The organism is Ruegeria sp. O11 (genome assembly GCF_056535285.1).
Genome location: NZ_JBQERS010000004.1, coordinates 189581 through 212343, shown reverse-complemented (window position 1 = coordinate 212343; position 22763 = coordinate 189581). Strand labels below are relative to the sequence as shown.

The 22763-nt window shown below is 57.3% G+C and carries 23 protein-coding genes; 15 read left to right on the top strand and 8 right to left on the bottom strand.

Going from position 1 to position 22763, the window contains the following annotated elements:
- Nucleotides 1–22: 22 nt before the first annotated feature.
- A complete protein-coding gene (ubiA, locus tag ACRZ91_RS11100) occupies nt 23–985 on the bottom strand; it encodes a 4-hydroxybenzoate octaprenyltransferase (protein WP_480905253.1) in 963 nt (320 codons plus the stop codon).
- Between the two features lie 12 nt (nt 986–997).
- On the opposite strand from ubiA, the gene ACRZ91_RS11095 reads away from it, so the two are divergent.
- From ACRZ91_RS11095 to ACRZ91_RS11055, 9 genes are all read left to right on the top strand, one after another.
- Complete coding sequence (locus ACRZ91_RS11095; RefSeq protein ID WP_480905250.1) at nt 998–1723, top strand: 16S rRNA (uracil(1498)-N(3))-methyltransferase; 726 nt, start codon at nt 998–1000, stop codon at nt 1721–1723.
- Nucleotides 1723–2568, top strand: a complete 846-nt coding sequence (locus ACRZ91_RS11090; protein WP_480905247.1) for a GNAT family N-acetyltransferase — start codon at nt 1723–1725, stop codon at nt 2566–2568. Before ACRZ91_RS11095 ends, ACRZ91_RS11090 begins: the two co-directional genes overlap by 1 nt.
- Nucleotides 2565–3092: a hypothetical protein gene (locus ACRZ91_RS11085; protein WP_010443589.1), complete on the top strand. Its 528-nt coding sequence runs from the start codon at nt 2565–2567 to the stop codon at nt 3090–3092. The genes ACRZ91_RS11090 and ACRZ91_RS11085 overlap by 4 nt, the downstream gene beginning before the upstream one ends.
- A 67-nt stretch (nt 3093–3159) precedes the next feature.
- Nucleotides 3160–4530: a glutamate--cysteine ligase gene (locus ACRZ91_RS11080; protein ID WP_480905244.1), complete on the top strand. Its 1371-nt coding sequence runs from the start codon at nt 3160–3162 to the stop codon at nt 4528–4530.
- Nucleotides 4531–4600: 70 nt separating this feature from the next.
- Nucleotides 4601–5674: a phenylalanine--tRNA ligase subunit alpha gene (gene pheS / locus ACRZ91_RS11075; protein WP_010443591.1), complete on the top strand. Its 1074-nt coding sequence runs from the start codon at nt 4601–4603 to the stop codon at nt 5672–5674.
- A gap of 910 nt (nt 5675–6584) precedes the next feature.
- On the top strand, nt 6585–7388 hold the full coding sequence (locus ACRZ91_RS11070) for a CE1 family esterase (protein WP_480905241.1): 804 nt from the start codon (nt 6585–6587) through the stop codon (nt 7386–7388).
- Between the two features lie 60 nt (nt 7389–7448).
- Nucleotides 7449–7856, top strand: a complete 408-nt coding sequence (locus tag ACRZ91_RS11065; protein ID WP_170544789.1) for a cupin domain-containing protein — start codon at nt 7449–7451, stop codon at nt 7854–7856.
- A 77-nt stretch (nt 7857–7933) separates the two neighbouring features.
- Nucleotides 7934–10330, top strand: a complete 2397-nt coding sequence (gene pheT / locus ACRZ91_RS11060) for a phenylalanine--tRNA ligase subunit beta (protein WP_480905238.1) — start codon at nt 7934–7936, stop codon at nt 10328–10330.
- A 79-nt stretch (nt 10331–10409) separates the two neighbouring features.
- A complete protein-coding gene (locus ACRZ91_RS11055; RefSeq protein ID WP_170781289.1) occupies nt 10410–10856 on the top strand; it encodes a YtoQ family protein in 447 nt (148 codons plus the stop codon).
- Between the two features lie 49 nt (nt 10857–10905).
- Here ACRZ91_RS11055 and ACRZ91_RS11050 read toward each other — a convergent pair whose 3' ends face one another.
- The gene (locus tag ACRZ91_RS11050) at nt 10906–11604 is read right to left on the bottom strand and encodes a glutathione S-transferase family protein (RefSeq protein WP_480617816.1); all 699 of its coding nucleotides are present in this window, start codon (nt 11602–11604) and stop codon (nt 10906–10908) included.
- 215 nt (nt 11605–11819) lie between these two features.
- On the opposite strand from ACRZ91_RS11050, the gene ACRZ91_RS11045 reads away from it, so the two are divergent.
- On the top strand, nt 11820–12626 hold the full coding sequence (locus tag ACRZ91_RS11045; protein WP_170589946.1) for a mechanosensitive ion channel domain-containing protein: 807 nt from the start codon (nt 11820–11822) through the stop codon (nt 12624–12626).
- A gap of 189 nt (nt 12627–12815) precedes the next feature.
- Here ACRZ91_RS11045 and ald read toward each other — a convergent pair whose 3' ends face one another.
- On the bottom strand, nt 12816–13931 hold the full coding sequence (gene ald, locus ACRZ91_RS11040; RefSeq protein ID WP_480905234.1) for an alanine dehydrogenase: 1116 nt from the start codon (nt 13929–13931) through the stop codon (nt 12816–12818).
- Between the two features lie 135 nt (nt 13932–14066).
- On the opposite strand from ald, the gene ACRZ91_RS11035 reads away from it, so the two are divergent.
- Both ACRZ91_RS11035 and ppk2 read left to right on the top strand, forming a co-directional pair.
- Nucleotides 14067–14525, top strand: a complete 459-nt coding sequence (locus tag ACRZ91_RS11035; protein ID WP_010443599.1) for an Lrp/AsnC family transcriptional regulator — start codon at nt 14067–14069, stop codon at nt 14523–14525.
- A 170-nt stretch (nt 14526–14695) separates the two neighbouring features.
- Entirely contained in the window at nt 14696–15613 is a 918-nt protein-coding gene (gene ppk2, locus ACRZ91_RS11030) for a polyphosphate kinase 2 (protein ID WP_029622264.1), read from the top strand.
- A gap of 52 nt (nt 15614–15665) precedes the next feature.
- Here the strand turns inward: ppk2 and ACRZ91_RS11025 are convergent, their stop codons facing one another.
- Together ACRZ91_RS11025 and rpsU are read right to left on the bottom strand one after the other, a co-directional pair.
- On the bottom strand, nt 15666–16853 hold the full coding sequence (locus tag ACRZ91_RS11025; RefSeq protein ID WP_480905231.1) for a CAP domain-containing protein: 1188 nt from the start codon (nt 16851–16853) through the stop codon (nt 15666–15668).
- Between the two features lie 297 nt (nt 16854–17150).
- Nucleotides 17151–17357 (bottom strand): 30S ribosomal protein S21, encoded by a 207-nt coding sequence (gene rpsU / locus ACRZ91_RS11020; RefSeq protein ID WP_005614280.1) that lies wholly within the window; start codon nt 17355–17357, stop codon nt 17151–17153.
- Between the two features lie 112 nt (nt 17358–17469).
- Between rpsU and ACRZ91_RS11015 the strand changes: the two genes are divergently transcribed.
- The gene (locus ACRZ91_RS11015) at nt 17470–18162 is read left to right on the top strand and encodes a COQ9 family protein (RefSeq protein WP_170772056.1); all 693 of its coding nucleotides are present in this window, start codon (nt 17470–17472) and stop codon (nt 18160–18162) included.
- A 72-nt stretch (nt 18163–18234) separates the two neighbouring features.
- Nucleotides 18235–19221 carry an NAD(P)H-quinone oxidoreductase gene (locus ACRZ91_RS11010; protein ID WP_480905227.1) on the top strand — a complete coding sequence of 329 codons (987 nt, stop codon included), beginning with the start codon at nt 18235–18237 and terminating at the stop codon, nt 19219–19221.
- A 15-nt stretch (nt 19222–19236) separates the two neighbouring features.
- On the opposite strand, the gene ACRZ91_RS11005 is transcribed toward ACRZ91_RS11010, so the two are convergent.
- Entirely contained in the window at nt 19237–20094 is an 858-nt protein-coding gene (locus tag ACRZ91_RS11005; RefSeq protein WP_029622266.1) for a DUF2189 domain-containing protein, read from the bottom strand.
- A 215-nt stretch (nt 20095–20309) separates the two neighbouring features.
- Between ACRZ91_RS11005 and ACRZ91_RS11000 the strand changes: the two genes are divergently transcribed.
- The gene (locus ACRZ91_RS11000) at nt 20310–21293 is read left to right on the top strand and encodes a quinone oxidoreductase family protein (RefSeq protein ID WP_480905224.1); all 984 of its coding nucleotides are present in this window, start codon (nt 20310–20312) and stop codon (nt 21291–21293) included.
- A gap of 42 nt (nt 21294–21335) precedes the next feature.
- Here ACRZ91_RS11000 and ACRZ91_RS10995 read toward each other — a convergent pair whose 3' ends face one another.
- Nucleotides 21336–21869, bottom strand: a complete 534-nt coding sequence (locus ACRZ91_RS10995) for an outer membrane protein (RefSeq protein WP_480905221.1) — start codon at nt 21867–21869, stop codon at nt 21336–21338.
- Between the two features lie 263 nt (nt 21870–22132).
- Nucleotides 22133–22606: a YHS domain-containing (seleno)protein gene (locus tag ACRZ91_RS10990; RefSeq protein ID WP_010443607.1), complete on the bottom strand. Its 474-nt coding sequence runs from the start codon at nt 22604–22606 to the stop codon at nt 22133–22135.
- Between the last annotated feature and the right edge of the window lie 157 nt (nt 22607–22763).

The following is a 22763-nucleotide window of genomic DNA, read 5'->3' as shown; positions in this document are numbered from 1 at the left end:
AGAGCCCATCACGGAGGTGCAATCAGAGCAAAAGGGCGACGCAGAGGAAGATCAGCGGAATCAAGCCGGTGTCGCGATTGGCCCGAAACAGTTGCAGCAATTTGGCGTTGTCTTCCGTGTCCAACCCCCTCAGTTGCCAGGCAAGGTGCCATCCCATCGCCCAAGGCCCGCCAAGCGCAACGACCAATGCAAGGACCGACGCCACCGGCAATGCCGCATCGATAATCGCAAGTCCCATCAGACTGACCGTTCCTATCAGAAAATATTTGAGCCAACGCGCGGTATCGGTTCCGAACAGCCGCGCAGTGGATTTGATTCCGATCAGTTCGTCGTCCTCGGCATCCTGATGGGCATAGATCGTGTCATAAAACAGGGTCCAGGCAATGCCTGACAGATAGAGCATGATGGCGGGCCAGCCCACGGTGCCAGTATGCGCTGCCCATACCAGCAATGCGCCCCAGTTAAAGGCCAGCCCCAGAAAAATCTGTGGCCACCAGGTAAACCGTTTCGCGAATGGATAGATCGTGACGGGAAGCAACGATAAAACACCCATTGCTATGGCGGCCTGGTTGAAAGTCAGAAGAATCGCCAGTGCCAACAGGCATTGCAAAGCCATCCAGAACACCGCCTGGCGCACACTGACCTGACCCGATGGTATTGGGCGCGAGCGGGTGCGCTCAACCTTCCCGTCGAACTCCCGATCGGTGATGTCATTCCACGTACAGCCCGCGCCGCGCATCAGGAAAGCTCCGATGGCGCAACCGACGGCGATCCAAAGATCCTCCCATCGTGGTTGCCCGTCGCTGAGGATGGCCAGTGCCAGACCCCACCAGCAGGGAATCAGCAACAACCATGTGCCAATAGGCCGATCAGCCCGGCTGAGCCGCAGGTAAGGGCGCGCAAAGGTGGGTGCGTACGTGTCGACCCAGTTGCCGGTCGCGGCATCAGCGACCTGACCGTCTGGTGTTGGGGCATTGCCTTGCATATGTAGGGTCTCATGACTGCGAAGATCAGACTGTATGTAGAGCACCCTTTAGGTCCGGGGCAATCGGTTCCTTTGACGCGCGAACAGGCCCATTACCTGTTCGGTGTCATGCGCTTGTCGGTTGGCGGGCAGGTTGCCTTGTTCAACGGGCAGGATGGAGAGTGGCTGGCCGATGTCGCCGAGGCGAGCAAACGTGGCGGCCTACTGTCCTGTGCAGAGCAAACGAAGCCGCTGCAACTGCCGCCCGATCTGTGGCTACTCTTTGCGCCGATTAAAAAGGCGCGGACCGATTTTATCGTTGAAAAAGCAGCTGAAATGGGCGCTGCGCGGATTATGCCGGTGCAGACAGGGTTCACCAATTCCGAGCGAATTCGGCAGGATCGGCTGCAAGCGCATGCGGTGGAAGCAGCGGAACAATGTGGCGGGACCTTCGTGCCAGAGGTCACTGAAATGCAGCGACTGGATCGCGTGCTTAATGCATGGCCTGAAGATCGTCAGTTGATGTTCTGTGACGAGGCCGAGGTTGGCTCGGCCCTGCGATTGGCCGAAAGCGAACCAGGTCAGCCATGGGCCATCCTCATTGGCCCAGAGGGTGGTTTTTCCGACCAAGAACGCAAGCGGCTGAAGGCGTTGCCCTATGCTCATGTGGTCAGTCTCGGCCCCCGTATCCTGCGTGCCGATACGGCCGCTGTTGCTGCGATGACCATGTGGCAGCAGGCACTGGGGGATTGGTCTTGATGTGGCGGCCGGCACAGGAAACGGACCTGACGGATATTGACGCATTTCTATCCCAGCACATCCAGACATCCATGTTTCCCTTGGCTAATCTACGAGATTTCGGTCTGCGTAAAGCGCATCCCCGGTCGTTGAAAGCGTGGGTGCTTGGCGATCCGTTTCGCGCTGTCTTTGCCATCACAAACGAAGGTATGATCCTGTCACAATGCCCGAACTGTTCGGATGATGAGCTTGCTGAGGCCATAAGCCTGATCCGAAGGCACGCTCTGTTTGGCATAGCCTCGGAAGCCACGCAGGCGCGGCGGCTCATGAAACTTGGCGGCTGGGAAGACCGACCCGCGACGCTTAACAGTGATGAGCCGGGGTTTTCGCTGGAGCTGGATCAGCTTCGCATGCCAGACGTTTCAGGCGCCCGTCTGGTTCCTCTGGATGAAGTCGACAGGGCAATCACCGAGAACTGGCGGCGCGACTATCTGATCGAGGCCATGGATTTTGTTCCCGACAGGGCAAAAACACAGGCAGGCGAAGATTTCGAAGCTTATTGCACGCGCGATTCCCACCGGGTTCTTCTGATCAACGATCGGCCCGTCGCCATGACAGGCTTCAATGCGCGCCTGCCCGAGATCGTACAGATCGGAGGGGTCTACACACCCCCTGAATTGCGTGGCCGAGGTTATGCGCGTTTCGCTGTTGCCTTGCATCTGACCGAGGCACGGAGCGCAGGGGTTTCACGTTCAGTTCTGTTTGCCGCTTCCGATTCCGCCGCGCGTGCTTATATGGCTATTGGGTTCCAACCAGCGGGCTATTTCTCGCTGATCTTGTTCACAAACCCGGAGGACACAGCATGAGTTTCATCCGACCAGAAGCCAAACTGGCCATGTGGCGCTGGCGCGAAGTGCTGGTTGCTGGATTTGTCCTGCTGCTGGGCCTGAGCTGGATCAACGGACCCGGTGGATTGCTGGGCTGGTTGGGTTGGATTCTGGTGGTCGTTTCGATTGCTCTGGCCGTAATCGGATTACAGCGTGCGCGCTTTCGCACCGGTGCAGGTGGTCCGGGAGTTGTGACCATCGATGAAGGCCAGATCACCTATCTTGGCCCTTTAGATGGCGGGATCGTTGCTGCGCGCGAAATCGAACGACTTGCGCTGGACCCAACCGCACGCCCAGCTCTTTGGGTTCTGGATCAGCCGGGGCAACCGACTCTTCACATTCCGGTGAACGCCGAAGGGGCTGAGGCTCTGTTTGATGTGTTTTCGAACCTGCCAGGGTTGAAAACTGAACAAATGCTGTCGGAACTCAACGGTGGATCAGCGCATCCTGTCGTGATTTGGGAACGCACGCCCTCGCGCCCGGCTCATCTCAGGCTGCATTGACACTGGCGCGGTTTGCGCTCAGGACTGACCTTCAAGACAGACAAATCAGGATCGGAGCACGGGTAACATGTCCATCCCCCAGTCCGGCGGCGGACCGATCGAACGCCATGAGCAACTGGCCGAATATCTGGAATCGGGCTGCAAGCCCAAGGATGATTGGCGTATTGGCACCGAGCATGAGAAGTTCGGATATTGTAAAGACACGCTGAAACCGCTGCCGTTTGAAGGCAAACGGTCCATCGTGGCTGTGCTGGAAGGCCTGCGCGACCGTCATGGTTGGGCCGAGGTGCGCGAAGCCGGGCATCTGATAGGGCTTGAGAAGGATGGTGCGAACGTCAGCTTGGAGCCGGGTGGCGCGTTGGAGTTGTCGGGTGCCCCGCTTGAGACGATCCATGAGACCTGCGATGAGGTGAATATCCACCTGCGTGAGGTGAAGGATATAGCTGATGAGATCGGCGTAGGATTTATCGGTTTGGGTGCCGCCCCGATCTGGACTCATGACGAGATGCCGTTGATGCCCAAGGGCCGTTACCGGCTGATGAACGATTACATGGAAAAAGTCGGCACCATGGGCCGCGCGATGATGCGGCGCACTTGCACGGTTCAGGTCAATATCGACTTTGGGTCCGAGGCAGACATGGTGCAGAAACTGCGTGTCGCGCTGGCATTGCAGCCGGTAGCCACTGCGCTGTTCGCGAACTCTCCGTTTTTTGAGGGCAAGGTGAACGGCCAGAAAAGCTGGCGCAGCTATATCTGGCGGCACCTCGATGATGCGCGGACGGGCATGCTGCACTTTGTGTTCGAAGAGGGCTTCGGGTTCGAACGCTATGTGCAATATGCGCTCGATGTACCGATGTATTTCGTCTATCGCGACGGGCAATATATCAACGCTCTGGGCATGTCCTTCCGCGACTTCCTGCAGGGCAAACTGCCTGCACTGCCCGGTGAGACGCCGACTCTGTCCGATTGGGCCGATCACCTGACTACGGCCTTCCCCGAGGCGCGGATTAAGAAATTCATGGAGATGCGTGGCGCCGATGGTGGCCCATGGCGCCGCCTGTGTGCGCTGCCGGCCTTCTGGGTCGGTCTGACCTATGATCAAACCGCGCTGGATGCCGCTTGGGATCTGGTCAAAGGCTGGGATGCCGAGACGCGCGAAGCACTACGGGTTGAGGCTGCCAAGGATGGTCTGCAGGCGCAGGTTGGCAACATCAATATGCATGATCTGGCGCGCGAAGTGGTCTCGATCGCCGAGGCTGGTCTGGCCTCCCGCGCGCGCCCCGGTGCGGGTGGTCTGGTTCAGGACGAGACGCATTTCCTGAACGCGCTCAAGGACAGCATCGATACCGGTAAGGTTCCGGCGGATGAGTTGCTGGATCACTACAATGGCGACTGGAATGGCGACCTGACCCGGATTTATCCCGAATACAGCTATTGATCCCTACCGTCCCGCTTGCATTCGCGGGGCGGGGCCGATAGCAGGTTGGCGACCAAATTCAGAGGGCGTCATGGACGATCTTAAGGCAAAATATCTGGGCCAAATCGCCGAAGCAGGCGATGAAAACGCACTTGAGGCGATCCGTGTCGCTGCCGTGGGCAAAAAAGGCGAGGTCGCGCTGAAAATGCGCGAGCTCGGCAAGATGACCCCCGAAGAGCGTCAGGTCGCAGGCCCCGCGCTGAACGCCCTGAAGGATGAGATCAACTCGGCGCTTTCCGCCAAGAAGGCGGCGCTTGCCGATGCCGCGCTGGATGAGCGTCTGCGCACCGAATGGCTGGACGTCACCCTGCCGACTCGCGCGCGCCGTCAGGGTTCGATCCACCCGGTCAGCCAGGCGACCGAGGAATTGACCGCGATCTTTGCCGAACTGGGTTTCTCGGTGGCCGAAGGGCCGCGGATCGAGACCGACTGGCACAACTTTGACGCCCTGAACATCCCCGGCCACCACCCTGCACGGGCCGAGATGGACACGTTCTACATGCACCGTGCCGAGGGCGATAACCGCCCGCCGCATGTGCTGCGCACGCATACCTCACCGGTCCAGATCCGCTCGATGGAGCTGCAGGGCGCACCGATCCGCGTCATCTGTCCGGGCGGCGTCTACCGCGCCGACTATGACCAGACCCACACGCCGATGTTCCATCAGGTCGAAGGGCTGGCCATCGACAAGGACATCTCGATGGCGAACCTGAAATGGGTTCTGGAAGAGTTCGTGAAGGCGTTCTTTGAGGTCGATGACGTCGAACTGCGCTTCCGCGCCTCGCACTTCCCATTCACCGAGCCATCAGCCGAGGTCGACATCCGCTGTTCCTGGGACAACGGCCAGCTGAAGATCGGCGAGGGCGACGACTGGATGGAGATTCTGGGCTCCGGCATGGTCCACCCCAAAGTAATCGCCGCCGGTGGAATTGATCCTGAGGTCTATCAGGGCTTTGCCTTTGGCATCGGCATCGACCGTCTGGCGATGCTGAAATACGGCATTCCCGACCTGCGGGCGTTCTTTGATTCAGATTTGCGGTGGCTGCGTCATTATGGGTTTGCGGCATTGGATATGCCGAACTTGCATGGTGGTTTGTCGCGGTAGAGAGATCATTGGACGACTGGCTGACGTTATATCGTGATTGGTGGAAGCTTAGGGTTTCCAAACAGCCGCTTCTTTGGTTCATATGTTTGTTTTTCGCGGTGTTTATTCCACCAACACTTTTATCTTGGGTGTGGGAAAGTTCATCGACAGCAGTCTTGATTGCTTTTGTAGTCTCAGCAATTTTGTTTCTGCCGGGACTACTCGTTGCTGGGCTCGAATTTTTGCGGCCCGGTGCTTTTCAAGTGCGAGATAGGCTGCAAAGAGACAAAACCTTAGACCTAATCCAAAAAACGGAATTCCAGTTTTTGGAATTGGTGGTAAGACTTGTACCTGTTCAGCATATATCTCGCTAAGTATTATGACTGGTCCTATTCGTTTTCCAGCCGTCACCGTCGGTGGGTTGGACTTGCGATACTCTTCGCGTGGTATTGGGTATTTGTTGGAATTGTTAGCTTACTTCCGGGTTTGGTTGCTGGCTTAGCTTTACTCATATCCGCGCCATTCTCGGGCCTGTTCATGATTGCGCATCATCGCGTCTGGAAAAAAAGAGATGAAAGCGCGCGCGATCAACAATCTCAGTTGTGGAAAACCAAGAAACTCATTGATCGATTCAAGAAGTAAGTGCGGAGCAAAGGCCGATAGGCCGCCGCGCTACCGCCAGACCGCCCGCACGGACTGGCGATTTGTCTCCGTTAGCGCTCCGTTTGAGTGTTTCGCGGATTTGGCTGGCATAAAGTGCCCACCACAACCCCTTGATCGCCACCCCGCGGTCTGGCGATCGCGCGGCTTTGTGAATTGATCCAGTGTAGGGTGGGGTTTCACCCCACCGTGTGGCGGTTAGTGGGGTGAAACCCCACCCTACACCAATATGTTATGTGACAGTGCGGCAGACGTCGCTAGGCTCCGGCCTATGATCTATCGACTGCTTTTTCTTCTACTGACCGCGACTCCGGCCTTTGCGATGGGGCCGTGGAAATCTGACTGCCACGGCGATAACGCCTGTGAGATCGGCGACCGCTCATACCATGTGCTGGAACCTGATGGTTGGGATGGCGAAACGCTTCTGCCGGTGCTGTTGCATTTCCATGGCTGGGCGCGGCAGGGCGATGTGGTGGTGAACCATGAACGCATCGCCGGGGCGACCAAGCTGCGCGATGTGCTGTTGGTGGCTCCGAACGGGTTGGGCAAAAGCTGGAACTTCTGGACCGCTGACACCGCAGACGTGCCATTCGCCGATCGGGTGTTAGAGGATGTTGCCAAGCACTATCCCATTGATCCTCAGCACATCTATGTCTCGGGCTATTCCTATGGCGGCGCGATGGCATGGCGCTTTGTCTGCCAGTCGGGCAATGACATCGCGGCACTGCTGGCCGTTGCGGGATCAATTCGCCAGACCGAGGACTGCCCGGAAGCCCCACGCGAGGTGCGCCATGTGCATGGGCTTGATGACACCGTGATGGATTTCCCGCTTGGGCCAGACGGGGATACGACCTATCCGGTGGCGCTGTGGAAGGCCAAGTTCGACTGCAACGGCGCCACTCCGCGCGGGGATTGGAGCGTGAAGCCGTTTCTGACGCTCAGCCGGATAGAGTGGACCGATTGCGCGCAGGGGCAGGTCACGCTGGATACGCATCCGGGCGGGCATTTCATTCCTCACGGCTGGATCGGCTGGCAGTTGGACGAGCTTTTGGGCCGAACGCCAACTTATCCATAACCGTTGACTTCGCTGCCGCAGCGCGATCACTTGCCAGAGCACAATCATAGGAGACGACTCGTGAAACCGCTTCTGCTGGGTGCACTGATCCTTGCCGCCACTAATGCCCAGGCAAAGGATACATACCCGCCGGTTGAATTGCTGTTGCAGACCGATACCTCGATCATCGGCGAGCCACTGGAATATCCGACAGGGCAGGCTGAAATCACTATGGCGATCGTCACCATGCAACCGGGACAGCAGACAGGCGACCACCGTCATGATGCACCGTTGGCGGCCTATGTTCTTGAGGGTGAGATCACCGTTGACTATGGCGACGCTGGTACGCGTGTCTACAGAACCGGGGATGCCTTTGTCGAAGCCTTCCGCTCGACCCATGCCGGGGTGAATACGGGTAGCGGGATCGCGCGTATTCTGGCTGTTTTTGCCGGGTCGGACGCTGTTTCGAACACGGTTGCCGAAGACTAGGCCAACGGCCTCTTTCCCCTGTGTACAATATCCGCTACATGCGGTCTGACCCGAGATTTACTGGCGGATGACGACCGATGAAATTCACTCTTTCCTGGCTGAAAGACCACCTCGATACTGACGCTTCGGTGGATGAGATTGCCGAGGCGCTGACCGACCTCGGACTTGAGGTCGAAGATATCGTCAATCCGGCGGACCGGCTGGCAGGCTTTACGTTGGGCCATGTGAAACATGCCGAGAAACACCCCGACGCCGACAAGCTTCGAGTTTGTACGGTTGAGACCGACGAGGGCGACCTGCAGATCATCTGTGGCGCACCCAACGCGCGCGAAGGCATCACTGTCGTCGTGTGTAAGCCGGGCATGTATATCCCCGGTCTGGATATCACCATCAGCGTTGGCAAGATTCGAGGTGTCGAAAGCTTTGGCATGATGGCGTCCGAACGCGAGTTGGAGCTGTCGGACGAGCATGACGGAATTATCGAGCTGCCTTCGGGCGAGGTCGGTGACAAGTTTATCGACTGGCTGGCCGAGAACGAGCCGTCGAAGGTTGACCCGATGATCGAGATTGCGATCACGCCAAACCGCCCGGATGCGCTGGGTGTTGAGGGGATTGCGCGCGATCTGGCTGCTCGTGGTTTGGGCACGCTGAAGGTGCGCGACTATGTGCCGGTGCCAGGTGATTTCGAAAGCCCGATCAAGGTGTCGATCGACGAGGATACGCTGGACGGCGCACCGCATTTCACCGGTCGGCTTATCAAGGGTGTTAAGAACGGTCCTAGCCCGCAATGGCTGCAGGATCAGCTGAAGGCGATTGGTCTGCGCCCGATCTCGGCTCTGGTGGATATCACCAACTATATGACCTTCGATCACAACCGCCCGCTGCACGTGTTCGACGCCGACAAAGTGCAGGGCAACCTGTGCGTTCACCGTGCCAAAGGCGGCGAGAAGCTGGTGGCACTGGATGAGAAGGAATACACACTTCAGCCTGGCATGATGGTGATTTCGGACGACAAAGGCCCGGAATCAATCGCCGGTATCATGGGCGGTGAGGAAACCGGCTGCACCGAGGAGACGGTGAACGTCTTCCTTGAAAGCGCGTTCTGGGACCATGTGCAGATCGCCCTGACGGGCCGTGCGCTGAAAATCAATTCGGATGCGCGCTATCGCTTCGAACGTGGGGTCGACCCGGAATACACCCGCGAAGGGTTGGAGCACGCGACGCAGATGATCCTAGATATCTGCGGCGGTGAAGCCTCGAACGTGGTTGAGGCGGGCAATGCGCCGAACCACGCGCGGGCCTACAAGCTGGATGCGGCGCGAGTGCAGTCTCTGGTCGGGATGGAAATCCCGGAAAGCGAGCAGCGGCAGACGCTGACCCGTTTGGGCTTCCGTCTGGATGGAGAGATGGCGCACGTGCCCAGCTGGCGACCAGACATCATGGGGGAAGCTGATCTGGTGGAAGAGGTTGCGCGGATTGCTTCGCTGACCAAGCTGCAGGGTATTCCTCTGCCACGCACCACGGCAGGTATCCCCAAACCGGTCATGACGCCGACGCAGCGCCGCCAGTCGATGGCGCGCCGGACCTGTGCCGCGCTGGGGTATAATGAATGTGTATCCTACACCTTCATAGATCAGGCCTCGGCTGCGCTGTTTGGCGGTGGCGACGCGGCAACCATGCTGGAAAACCCAATCTCGTCCGAGATGAGCCATATGCGCCCTGATCTGCTGCCTGGTCTGCTGCAGGCGGCGGCGCGTAATCAGGCGCGGGGTTACGCAGATCTTGCTCTGTTCGAGGTCGGTCCGGTGTTCCACGATGGCGAGCCGGGGGATCAGCAGACGCAAATCACCGGCCTGTTGGTTGGGCGCAGCGGCCCCAAGGATGTGCACGGTGCGTCCCGCCCGGTTGACCTGTTTGATGCGAAGGCTGACGCCGAGGCGGTGCTGGCCGCAATTGGCGCGCCAGCTAAGGTACAAATTCTGCGTGGTGGCGATGCCTGGTGGCACCCGGGTCGTCACGGCAAGATTTGCCTTGGCCCGAAAAAGGTTCTGGGTGTCTTTGGTGAGTTGCACCCTCGCGTCTTGCAGGCCATGGACATCAAGGGTCCGGCAATGGCGTTCACCATTTGGCCGGATCAGGTTCCGATGCCGCGTAAATCCGGAGCAACCCGTTCCGCCTTGGAACTGCGTGACCTGCAGGCGGTTGAGCGTGATTTTGCGTTTGTCGTTGATGCCAATATCGAGGCGTTAACGCTGGTTAATGCAGCTGCAGGGGCTGACAAGGCACTGATTGAAGGCGTTCGGGTATTTGACGAATTCATCGGGGGTAGCCTTGGTGAAGGGAAGAAATCTCTGGCCATTACCGTACGGCTGCAGCCATCTGACTCGACCCTCAAGGAAAAGGACATCGAAGCGGTCAGTGCAAAGATCGTTGAGAAAGTGGCGAAAGCGACTGGTGGCGTGCTGCGCGGCTGAGGATGTTTCCACCCAGGGTGGGACATATATGATATCACGAAGGGGCGGGCGCGCCCCTTTTTTGTGGGAGGAATAGGTCATGTTAAAAGTTTATCTTTCGGGTGAGATTCACACGGATTGGCGGGAACAGATTATCGCAGGTGCCGAGGGGCTGGACATAGAGTTTAGTAGCCCAGTGACAGATCATGATGCGTCGGATGATTGTGGCGTCGCGATTTTGGGGGCAGAGCCAAATAAGTATTGGCATGACCACAAGGGTGCGATGGTGAACGCGATCCGAACCCGCAAGGGGATTTCAGACGCTGATGTGGTCGTTGTACGCTTCGGGGACAAATACAAGCAGTGGAATGCAGCCTTTGATGCCGGTTATGCGGCGGCCTTGGGCAAATCGATCATCGTGTTACACGGACCCGATCATCAACACGCTTTGAAAGAGGTGGACGCGGCCGCGCTGGCGGTGGCGGAAGAGCCCGCGCAGGTTGTCGAGATTTTGCGTTACGTGGAGACAGGCCGATTGCCAGGCTGAAGGGCCTAAGGGCGTGCGGCACTTTGGTGCCGCCGCCCTGTGGTTCAAGTTAATCTCGGGGCGGGATGGTCAGGCCCTTCTGAACTGCAGGCCTTTCCAGAAAACGGTCGAGATAGGCCACTACATTGCTGTAGTTGTCCCAACCGAGGACCTCTTTGACGCCATAATAGTCGAGACCACGTAGCCAGGGCGCGATGGCTATGTCCGCGATCGAATAGTCTCCGGCGATCCAATCCTGGCCGTTCAGCTGTGTTTCCAGGACGTTCAACAAGCGTTTGCCCTCGTTCACATAGCGTTCGCGGGGACGGGGGTCTTCGATCTCGCTGCCAGCGAACTTGTGGAAATACCCCAACTGACCGAACATCGGCCCAACGCCGCCCATCTGGAACATCAGCCATTGGGTGACTAAATGTTTGTCCGCCTTGCTCTGCCCCAGCAGCATGCCGCTTTTCTCGCCCAGATACAGCAGGATCGCTCCGCTTTCGAAAAGCCCCATCGGGACCCCATCGGGCCCGTTCGGATCAATGAGAGCCGGGATCTTGTTATTGGGATTTAGCGACAGAAATTCGGGACTTTTGACATCCGCATCTGCCAGCGTAACCAGATGTGCCTCGTAGGGCAGTCCGGTTTCCTCCAGCATGATCGACGCTTTGACCCCGTTGGGCGTTGCAAAGGAATAAAGTTGGATGCGATCAGGAAATTGCGGTGGCCATTTGGCCATGATCGGGAATGAGGTGGTGTCCAGCATGATATGCTCCTGCGAGTTATAGGTCTCAATGTGGTGGCATGAGCGCAGATTGTCAGGTGTTTGAGTGTGCAGGACCGGACAGTGGCTGTTTGCTGGGGAACAGCAGGGGGAAAACTCGGAAATCCTGCACCTAGACCTGAGCGTAAATATGTCCCAAACTTTCAGTGATCCCGCGCCAACAGCGCGGGTTTGCTGTTGGTGCAAAGGAGAAGCACGTGGAAGACGTCGTAACACAGGTGGGCGCATTTGGTCCGCTGATCATGAGCGCGATCAAAGCGCTGATCGTTCTGGTATTGGGTTGGATCGTCGCCGGAGCCATAAGTGGTCTGGTGCGGCGGCGGATCAACGCGACACCGCATATCGACCCGACTTTGGGGAATTTTGTTGCGAGCTTGGTGAAATGGGTGCTGCTGGCGATAGTCTTTGTTGCCGTGCTGGGCATCTTCGGTATCGAGGCGACCAGCATCGTGGCCATTCTGGGTGCCGCATCCTTGGCCATCGGTTTGGCGCTGCAGGGAACACTCAGTGATTTAGCCGCAGGCGTGATGCTGGTCGTGTTCCGGCCTTATAAGTTGGGCCAGTATGTCGATATTGGTGGCACTGCAGGTACGGTGAAAGACCTGAACCTGTTCACGACTGAGCTGGTGACGCCTGATAACGTACAGATCATCGTGCCAAACGGTCAGGCTTGGGGTTCGGTGATCACAAACTACTCCGCCCATGACACGCGCCGAGTCGATCTGGTGTTCGGCATCGACTATGGCGACAGCGCGGATGAGGCGATGAACATCATTCTGGATGTGGCCAAGGCCGACAGTCGTATCATGGCTGATCCTGAGCCTTGGGTGCGCGTGACAAACCTTGGAGACAGCTCAGTTGATCTGACAGCGCGCCTGTGGTGTGCGGCGGCTGACTATTGGGATGTGAAGTTCGAACTTACCAAAGCGATCAAAGAAGCGTTTGACGCCAAGGGCGTATCCATCCCGTATCCGCATTCAGTGGAGATTCACAAAGAGGCGTAAGCCTCCCGCCCGTCGCTCGGGCATTGAATTGCCCTCCTCCGGTTGGGCCGGGCACCGCGCCAAAGTGCGGTGCCTTTTTTGCGCGACCGTTGGTCAAGAAAACAACAGCGCCGCGCTTTTGGCGCGGCGCCAGGCCCAAGTCTGTAAAGCGTCCTTTGGAAAAGGACGCTTTCAGAGGCGGGAGTACTCTTAGTTCAGCAGAGTTGCCGGATCGACCGAGTCGATGTTGAGGGCGGTACCTACCGCTTCGTAAGTCAGCTTGCCGGCGTGGACGTTCAGACCTGCCAGCAGGTGTGCGTCGTCCTTACAGGCCTGCTTCCAGCCCTTGCTTGCCAGCGAAAGCATGAACGGCATGGTCGCGTTACCCAGTGCGATAGTAGAAGTCCGGGCAACCGCGCCGGGCATGTTGGCGACGCAATAGTGCATGATGCCGTCAACTTCGTAAACCGGATCGGCGTGGGTGGTGGCTTTCGATGTCTCAAAGCAGCCGCCCTGATCGATCGCAACGTCTACCAGAGCCGCGCCGGGCTTCATGGTCGACAGTTGTGCGCGCGAGATCAGCTTCGGAGCTGCTGCACCCGGGATCAGAACCGCACCGATGACCAGATCGGCATCCTGGATCAGTTCAGCGGTGGCGCCAGCTGTCGAATATTGGTTCTTGAACCTTCCGCCGAATACATCGTCCAGATACCGAAGACGCGGCAACGAGCGGTCCAGCACGGTGACATCTGCGCCCATGCCCGCTGCGATCTTGGCAGCGTGGGTACCAACCACACCGCCACCAATGACGATCACTTTGGCAGGGCCAACACCCGGAACGCCGCCCATCAGAACGCCGCGGCCACCGTTGGCCTTCTGCAAAGTCCAGGACCCGACTTGTGGTGCCAAACGACCGGCAACTTCCGACATCGGGGCCAGCAGAGGCAGGCCGCCGTTCGCGTCGGTGACAGTTTCATACGCAATCGCGGTACAACCGGATGCCAGCAGGTCATGGGTCTGGTCTGGGTCGGGTGCCAGGTGCAGATAGGTGAACAGCAACTGACCTTCGCGCAGCATTTTACGCTCGACCGCCTGAGGTTCCTTGACCTTGACGATCATGTCGGCGGTGGCGAACACCTCTTCTGCAGTGTCGACGATGCGAGCTCCTGCCGCGACGTAGGCATCATTGTCAAAGCCCGAGCCCATCCCGGCACCTGTTTCAATGATGACTTCGTGACCACGGGCCACAGCCTCGCCAGCCGCGTTCGGGGTCATCCCGACGCGGAACTCCTGGGGTTTGATTTCCTTGGGGCAGCCGATTTTCATGTGAGACTCCATTCATAAACTGCCTAAATTATGGGCATTATGCTGTGCAATTTTTGTGAAACCCTGCTTGCCAAATGGTAGAATTGTAGGAAATTATCCGAAGATAGTTAAATACTACGCAATGGATGTGCGCCGATGATGATAGATGCGACCGATCGAAAGATTCTGGCAGCCCTTCAGCGCAAAGGCCGGATGTCTAATTCAGAGCTATCCGAACAGGCCAACCTGTCACCATCGGCGTGCCACCGCCGTGTTCAACGGCTTGAGGCAGAAGGTTATATCAAAGATTACGTTGCATTGCTGGATGCACGTAAAATGAATGTGCCAACAACTGTGTTTGTCGAGATTACTTTGCAGGGACAAGCGGAAGAGGTGCTTGAATCCTTCGAAAAGGCAGTAGCCCGAATTCCCGATGTACTAGAATGTCATCTGATGGCCGGAACAGCGGATTATATTCTGAAGGTGGTTGCTGAAAATACCGAAGATTTCGCGCGCATACATCGGCAGTACCTGTCTCGCTTGCCCGGCGTGGCGCAGATGCAAAGCTCTTTTGCTTTGCGCACTGTTTTCAAAACCACGGCCCTGCCAGTTTGAACTCTTCCGCACCCGATGGCCGCGTTTCATCCTGACCGCTTGTATCTGCCTTCAGACCGGTTCAAAATCTATAGTTCCGACCATAAGTGAAACATTGGCAATGCGCGCTGACATCCGATGGTTACACTGGCCCTGTATGGTCCGAACCCGAAGACGATAAGGAGCAGACTTTGGTTTACGAACATGACAGCACCCCTAAAGATTGGCTGGAAGCCGAACTGGAAGATTCGCTGGATGAAGATTTCGAGATCGAATTCAGCGAACCAATGCTTTCGGTCGAGGTGCGTAAGATCTACAAGGATCAGCATCCTGATATGCTGGATCGCAAGGTCTATTTTCGTAACCTTTTGCGTCTGCAGGCTGAACTTATCAGGGTACAGGATTGGGTGGTTCACACCGGGGCCAAGGTTTGCATCCTGTTCGAAGGCCGCGACAGTGCTGGCAAGGGTGGGGTGATCAAACGCATAACACAGCGCTTGAACCCGCGGGTCGCGCGCGTGGTCGCCTTGCCTGCGCCTAGCAGACGGGAACAAAGCCAGTGGTATTTTCAGCGCTATGTGCCCCATTTGCCTGCGGCGGGTGAGATCGTGTTCTTCGATCGGTCCTGGTACAACCGAGCGGGTGTGGAACGCGTGATGGGGTTTGCCAACGAAGATCAGGTTGAACAGTTTTTTCAGGACGTTCCCGAATTCGAGCGGATGCTGGTGCGGTCGGGGATTATTCTGCTTAAGTACTGGTTCTCGATCACAGACGAAGAACAGCAATTGCGATTCCTGATGCGCATTCACGATCCGATGAAGCAGTGGAAACTGTCACCCATGGATCTGGAGTCTCGCATCCGGTGGGAGGCATACACCAAGGCCAAAGAGGATATGTTCTTTCGCACCAACATTTCTGAGGCGCCATGGTATATCGTTGAAGGCAATGACAAAAAGCGCGAACGGCTCAATTGTATCGAGCATCTGCTAACCAAGATCCCCTACGAGGATGTGCCGCAAGAAAAGGTCAATTTGCCGGATCGGCGCTATAATCCCGAATACGAACGGCGTATTCTGCCGGATGAGCTGCACGTGCCAAAGATTTACTGATTTGGCAGGCATGTGGTGCGGGAGAGTGATCCCCCGCACCTGAACGGTTTGATTAGCCCCAATCAAATCCGCAGTTCATTTCGAAAACAAACATGCCGCACATATCGTCATTCATGTCTTCGACTGTGGTTTCAACGGTTTCAATCATGTCGTTAGCGACGTCGGTGTCGAACACAAGATCGAAATCATCCATTTCCGGGGTCGTATCGGCCTGCTGCACCTGAGACCAATCGAACTGGTCAAAATGGGCCTGCAGTGCGTTAACAAACGCTTCGATCCCGGCAAGGAAGGCCTGAACGTCAAAGCAGTCCGCGCCCGGTGCACCATTGTCAACGACAACCTCAGGTAATTCTGGCTCTTCGACCTCGGTGACGTCGGTATCCGGCACTTCAGGTTCCGGGTCTTCAACTTCAGTCACATCGGTATCAGGCGTTTCCGGCTCTTCAGTTTCGGTGACATCAGTTTCCGGTGTCTCCTCGACTGGGTCGTCGGTCTCAGTGACGTCAGTGTCCGGCGTTTCGTCCGCAGGTCCCTCGGTCTCTGTCACATCGGTGTCCGGAGTTTCGTCCGTTGGTTCTTCGGTTTCAGTAACGTCCTCGTCCGGGGTCTCCTCAGCCGGTTCCTCGGTTTCCGGAACTTCCGCAACCGGTGTTTCGTCAACCGGTTCGTCAGTCTCGGTGACGTCGGTATCCGGCACTTCAGGTTCGGTCGGAGTGGTAACCTCCTCTTCCGGTTCCGCAACCTCTTCAACCGGAGGGGTCACGGGTGGGGTGATGCCGCCGTTATCAAGGTCGACCTCGCCTTGTGTCGCAGCAAAGTTCTGCGTCACCATGACTGCATCGAACCCCTGCATGTCGCCTTCTTCGATCCCGATGCCGATATACTTAAATTCGGGGTTCAGAATGTTGGCTCGGTGGCCGGGGCTGTTCATCAGGTTCTGGTGCAGTTGCGCGACATCATCGCTGATGCCTGGTGCGCCGCGCTCGGATTGCCAGGCGATGTTTTCTCCGGTGCGCCAGCTGCCGGACAGGTCAAATCCTGCGGCTTGCATCCGTTGAGTTGCAGATGAGCCGCCCTGCCCGGTGTGGCTGAACCGGTCGGTGTCCAGCATCCAGGTGCTGTGGTCCTCGGATGATTCATTCAGGTTGCGTTCAAGTTCCAGGGGATCAAGACCGCGGGATGTGCGCTCTTGGTTGATCAGCGCCAGCATTTCGCGCTCAACCGTACTTGCTGTCGACATCAGTGCCTCCGTTTTTGGTTATGTCTGAGTGGACGGCCTCACTTACAGACGATCAAAGAACGCTGAACAGGGTAGGTACGGTGTTGGGCGATTTTCGGCGGCAGAATGCAACCGAGCGGCGATTCGCTGCGCTGTAAAATGCCGACTTAGGCGATCGCATCAAAATCGGCAGGTTGCCGCGAGGGTAAAGCCGGGAATGGGCGAGAATATCCGCCCTAAAAAACGACAAACCCCCGGGCGGGGCCTCGGGGGTCGTCAAATAGTGTCATCCAAAGCTGGACGAGTCGCGGTAGGCTCTTAGAGCAAACCTTCGCGCTGTGCTTTCTTACGTGCCAGTTTACGGGCACGGCGGATCGCTTCAGCTTTCTCGCGCGCTTTTTTCTCGGACGGTTTCTCGAAATGTTGCTTCAGCTTCATTTCACGGAACACGCCTTCGCGCTGCAGCTTTTTCTTCAGGGCACGAAGCGCCTGATCGACGTTATTGTCGCGAACACTAACCTGCATGTGGTTGTCACCACCTTTCTAGATAGAGTTGCAAGGAAATTGCAGGAGGTGGCCGTATAGCAAAGCGCGCCTAACTTGTCTAGTACTGGACCCGCAGCCTCGGAGAGCCGAAATGACCGCTACCTATGAAGATACCAAAGAACAACTTCTGAACGCGATTCTCGACCATGTGCCATTTGACGGTTGGTCGGAAACAAGCTTTCGCGCAGCGATTTCCGATTGCGGTCTGGATGCCGGACTGGCCCGCGCCATCTGCCCGCGCGGCGCTGTCGATCTGGCACTGGCCTTCCATGCGCGCGGTGATGCGGCAATGCTGGATCGTATCAATACTGAGGATCTAAGCGGGCTGAAGTTTCGTGACAAGATCGCCGCCGCTGTCCGCTTTCGTTTACAGGCAGTCGAAGACAAAGAGGCCGTGCGCCGGGGTGTGACTCTGTTCGCGTTGCCAATCTATGCCGCAGATGGGGCCAAGGCGGTCTGGGGCACCTGTGACCAGATCTGGACAGCGCTTGGCGATACTTCGGATGACGTGAACTGGTACACCAAACGTGCCACTTTGTCGGGAGTCTATTCTTCAACACTGTTGTATTGGCTGGGCGATGACAGTCCGGATTATCAGGCGACATGGGAATTCCTCGATCGCCGGATCGAGGGCGTGATGCAGTTCGAAAAGCTCAAGGCGCAGGTGAATGACAATCCGCTGCTGAAGCCGTTTCTGGCTGTGCCCAACTGGCTTGCGGGTCAGGTGAAGGCTCCGGTGAAGATGTCAGACAACTTGCCCGGTTCGCTGTCATCTGGGAAATAGTCGCAACGTTTCCACTTGTTGCTGGGCCTCTGCGCTACTGACTGCTAGGCAAGAGGCAAAGGAGATATGCCCATGACCCAGACGATGCGCGCTGTTGAGATTACCGAAGCGGGTGGCCCGGACGTTCTGCAATTGACCGAACGCCCGATACCGGAACCGGCGGAGGGTCAGGTGGTTCTGAAAGTAGCCTATGCCGGGGTGAACCGTCCTGATGCGCTGCAACGGGCGGGGGCGTATGATCCACCTCCCGGCGCGAGCGATCTGCCAGGGCTGGAAGCCTCGGGCGAGGTCGTCGCCATCGGTTCAGGTGTCGAAGGTCTGGCCGTGGGCGATCAGGTTTGCGCCTTGTTGCCCGGCGGCGGCTATGCCAAATATGTCGCCACACCCGCCGCGCATTGCTTGCCTATACCTGCAGGCATGGGAATGAAAGAGGCCGCCTGCCTGCCCGAGACCTTCTTTACCGTCTGGTCCAATGTATTTACGCGGGGTGGCCTGAAAGCGGGGGAACGTTTTCTGGTCCATGGTGGTTCAAGCGGGATTGGCACGACCGCGATTCAGTTGGCCAATGCATTTGGCGCTCGGGTTTTTGCCACGGCCGGATCGGCTGAGAAATGTGCGGCTTGTGTCGAATTGGGGGCTGAGAAGGCGATCAATTATCGCGACGAAGACTTCGTGGCTGCGATGCGCGCCGAAGGCGGGGCGAACCTGATCCTCGACATGGTCGGCGGCGATTACATCCCGCGCAACGTCAAAGCGCTGGCCGAAGATGGTCGTTTGGTTCAAATCGCATTCCTGCAAGGTCCGGTGGTCGAACTGAACTTTGCGCTGATGATGGTGAAGCGTCTGACCCTGACCGGCAGCACTCTGCGTCCGCAAAGCGATCTGGCGAAGGCGCGCATTGCGCAAGACTTGCGTGAAGCCGTCTGGCCTTTGCTTGAGGCCGGGAAGGTAGCGCCTGTGATGGATTCCGAATTCGATCTGGCTGATGCCGCCGCCGCGCATGCGCGGATGGAAGGATCGGGCCACATCGGCAAGATCGTTCTTAAAGTCTCCGGCTAAGCTGACGCCGCGCGGTCAGGCGACCGCCCGGCGATACAGATGCCAAGTGGCGTGACCCAGAATGGGCATCACTACGATCAAGCCCAGCAGAATCGGTATGGCGCCCAATATCAGAAGCGTCGCCACGATCGCACCCCAAGTCAGGATCACGCCCGGGTTTTGACGCAAGACCCGAACCGAGGTCACCACGGCCACTGGAACGCCCACTTTGCGATCAAGCAATAATGGAAAGCTGACCACGCTCAGCGCCAACGCGACCAGTGCGAACAGGAAGCCGATGGCGGTGCCGATGATGATCATGCTCCAGCCAGCTCCAGTGGTGAATACCTCGGTGATAAAGGCTGTTGCCGAGGCTGGGGGCTCTGGCCCAAGTGTCTGCGCGTAGATTCCTTGCGCTACCATCAGCCAGATCAACAACAGCATGACCAGATAAAAGCCCAGTGCCAATATCGCGCCGAAGGAAGGCGAGCGGAACACGCCAAACGCATCCAGCCAATGTACGTCTCCGCCCTGTTCCCGCTTGCGACTGATCTCATAAAGCCCAACGGCGGCGACAGGCCCGATCAGGGCAAAGCCCATGACGAGCGGGGCCAGCAAAGGCACCATGTCTTTGTTGAGCCCAATACCGAACATCAGAAGGCCTGCGATCGGGTAGATCAGAACGATAAAGATCGCATCGGCTCGAGTTTCGAGAAAATCGTTATATCCGGCTTTCAGGCATTCGCGCAGATCCTGCAGGGTCAGCGTGTGCACTGTTGGCAGGGTGCGGACATCCGCGCTGCCGATTTCGGATACTGATTCCGACACATGATCGCTGGTCGCCCGCAGATTACGGGCGACCCAGGTAATTGGGTTACCGATTGTCTTGTCCATGTTCATCCCCTTCTCTGGCGTGGGTGCGCCGCGGGATGCATCCGGTACGGCAAATTCGTGTGACCGGATCAGCCGGCAACGTCTGCCCATTTACAACGTCCACCCGCATTATAGCACATATTGCAAAATCTTGCCCGAACATGCTTGAGGGATAACAAAGATTGCCCTGTCGAACAGGCATGTTAGCTTTGTTTCAACAGGCAACGGAGGGTATCATGCAGCAAACAGCGCGCACTGTCGTCATTCACGAACACGGCGGGCCGGAGGCCCTGCGGATTGAGGATCGTCCGCTTGGGGATCCGGGGCCGGGAGAAGTACGCATTCGCCACCATGCCTGCGGATTGAATTTCATTGATGTTTATCAGCGCACCGGTCTCTATCCGCTTGAATTGCCTCACGCATTAGGGATGGAGGCAGCCGGTGTGATTGAGGCTGTGGGCGAAGGTGTCACGCACCTTTCCAATGGCCAACGCGCGGCCTATGCCGCTGGCCCGTCCGGGGCTTATTGCGAAGCGCGCGTGATGCCTGCCGCACAGGTATGTCCGCTGCCCGAGAGTATCTCATTCCGCACCGCAGCGGCGATGATGCTGAAGGGCATGACGGTCGAATACCTGTTTCACCGCACAACGCCTTTGCGGCGCGGGGACACCGTTTTGTTTCACGCCGCTGCAGGCGGGGTTGGTCTGATCGCCTGCCAATGGGCCAAATCCGAAGGCATCAAACTGATCGGAACAGCGGGAACGGATGAAAAATGCAGCCTGGCGCAGTTCAACGGCGCGTCGCATTGCATCAACTACCGAACCGAGAACTTTGTCGAACGTGTCGCTGAGATCACCGGCGGCAAAGGGGTCGATGTGGTGATGGACTCCATCGGCGCGGACACGTTTGAGGGATCGCTGGATTGCCTGAAACCCTTGGGCATGATGATTTCATTCGGAAACGCGTCGGGGCCAGTGCCACCTGTCGATCTGGGAATGTTGGCGCAGCGGGGATCTTTGAAGATCACCCGCCCAACCCTGTTCACCCATATCTCGGATCACGCTACTTGTCAGGCAATGGCGCGGCGTCTGTTTGGCAAAGTGGATGGGCGCGAGGCTAAGATCCACGTCGATCAGGAGTTTCCGCTGGATCAGGTTGCCGATGCACATCGCGCATTGGAAGCACGTCAGACCACTGGCAGTACAATCTTGGTGCCCTAAAAGGAGAGGCCCGGTAATGACTACCGGGCCTGTTGTATCTGCTTAGAACCGGTAAGCGACACGCAACTGGAGCGTCGTGGCATCAACATCGACGCCCGATGAATTGAAATCATCAAACTCATGATACAAAAGTTCGCCGCCTACGCTGATGTTGGGGGCGACGATCTGTTCATAGCCAGCACCAATAAACCAGCCATTGTCGCTGCCTAGATTGTTTGTGTCTGCGTCGGCATAACCAGCGGTACCATACAACAGACCCTGTGGGTTCACCTTGTAGCCAGCGCGTGCTTTGATGCGCCAGACCTTCTCGACCGTGGCGGCGCTACCCAGGTCGATGTCGCTCCAGTCATAGTCAAAGCCACCGCCAAAAACCCAGTCGCCCAGATCATAGTCATATCCCAGGATGATACCGCCAATGGCGCCATCCCCGTCTACGCCTGAGATGTTGGTATCGATATCAGCATAGCCGATCTGTGCACCGCCGTAAAAGCCGGTCCAGCTGCCCGAGGATTGTGCCATCGCTGAACCCGCCGCTAGCGTCACGACAGAGGTGAAAAGTGCAAGTTTACCCGTCATCTTCTGTTTCCTTTCGCTCGAGATCCGCTGACCGGTAATCGGCTAGCAGCCTTATGCCTGGCGCTACAAACCAGCCCAAAAGCCGGATCAGTGATGCTTTGTCTATTCCGAACCATACTGGTGGCTAGCCGGTGTCCGCGGCGAGGGCCCATTTTATCTGGGCACTTGTCTGAGCTTATAAATAGGTCGCGGCACGACGCCTTCAAACGACGATCGGCGGCAGATACGATCCGCCGCCGATATACAAAGGTCTTGTCAGCGAATTATTGCTGCAGTTCAGCCGGGTCTTTGTCGGCGATGTCTTCCCAGTTTGCGCTGGCTTGCTCAACAAAGCCCGGAATGTCGCCTTCCCAACGCTCCTGAATGTCCTGAGACAGGTTCAGGTACAGCTTGTTGTCGACGATTTTCCAGTAGTTCGGGTCACCATCGAATTTGAAGCCCATTGCGGTGCCAAATGCGCAGTAGCCACCGTAAGCGGGCAGGTATGCCTCAGGGTTGGCTTCAAAGGCGGCTTTGTTTTCTTCCGACGCGAAACGGTACAGCGCGTCGTTGTGCAGGGTGGAAATGCGGTAGTCGCCTTTGGTGGCTTCACCAACGGTAAAATAGGCAACCGGGTCATAGCCCTGCATTGCCAAGCCGGTTGAGCTTGCGTTGATTTCAACACCTGCGGCCATGGCCGAACTTGCAATGGCAACAGACAGCGCGACTCCGCTGATTATGGATTTGAACTTGTTCATGACTTCACCTTTCGTGAATAGGCTCGCTTAAGAGCACGGTAATTTTGCCCGGGCGAACCGGATTTGATTGTCGCGACGCCGGTAATTGGCCGTCACAAAATCCCAGTTGGGGAATGGCCTGTTCACGTTCAAAGCAATCAATTGTGATTGTGCGGTC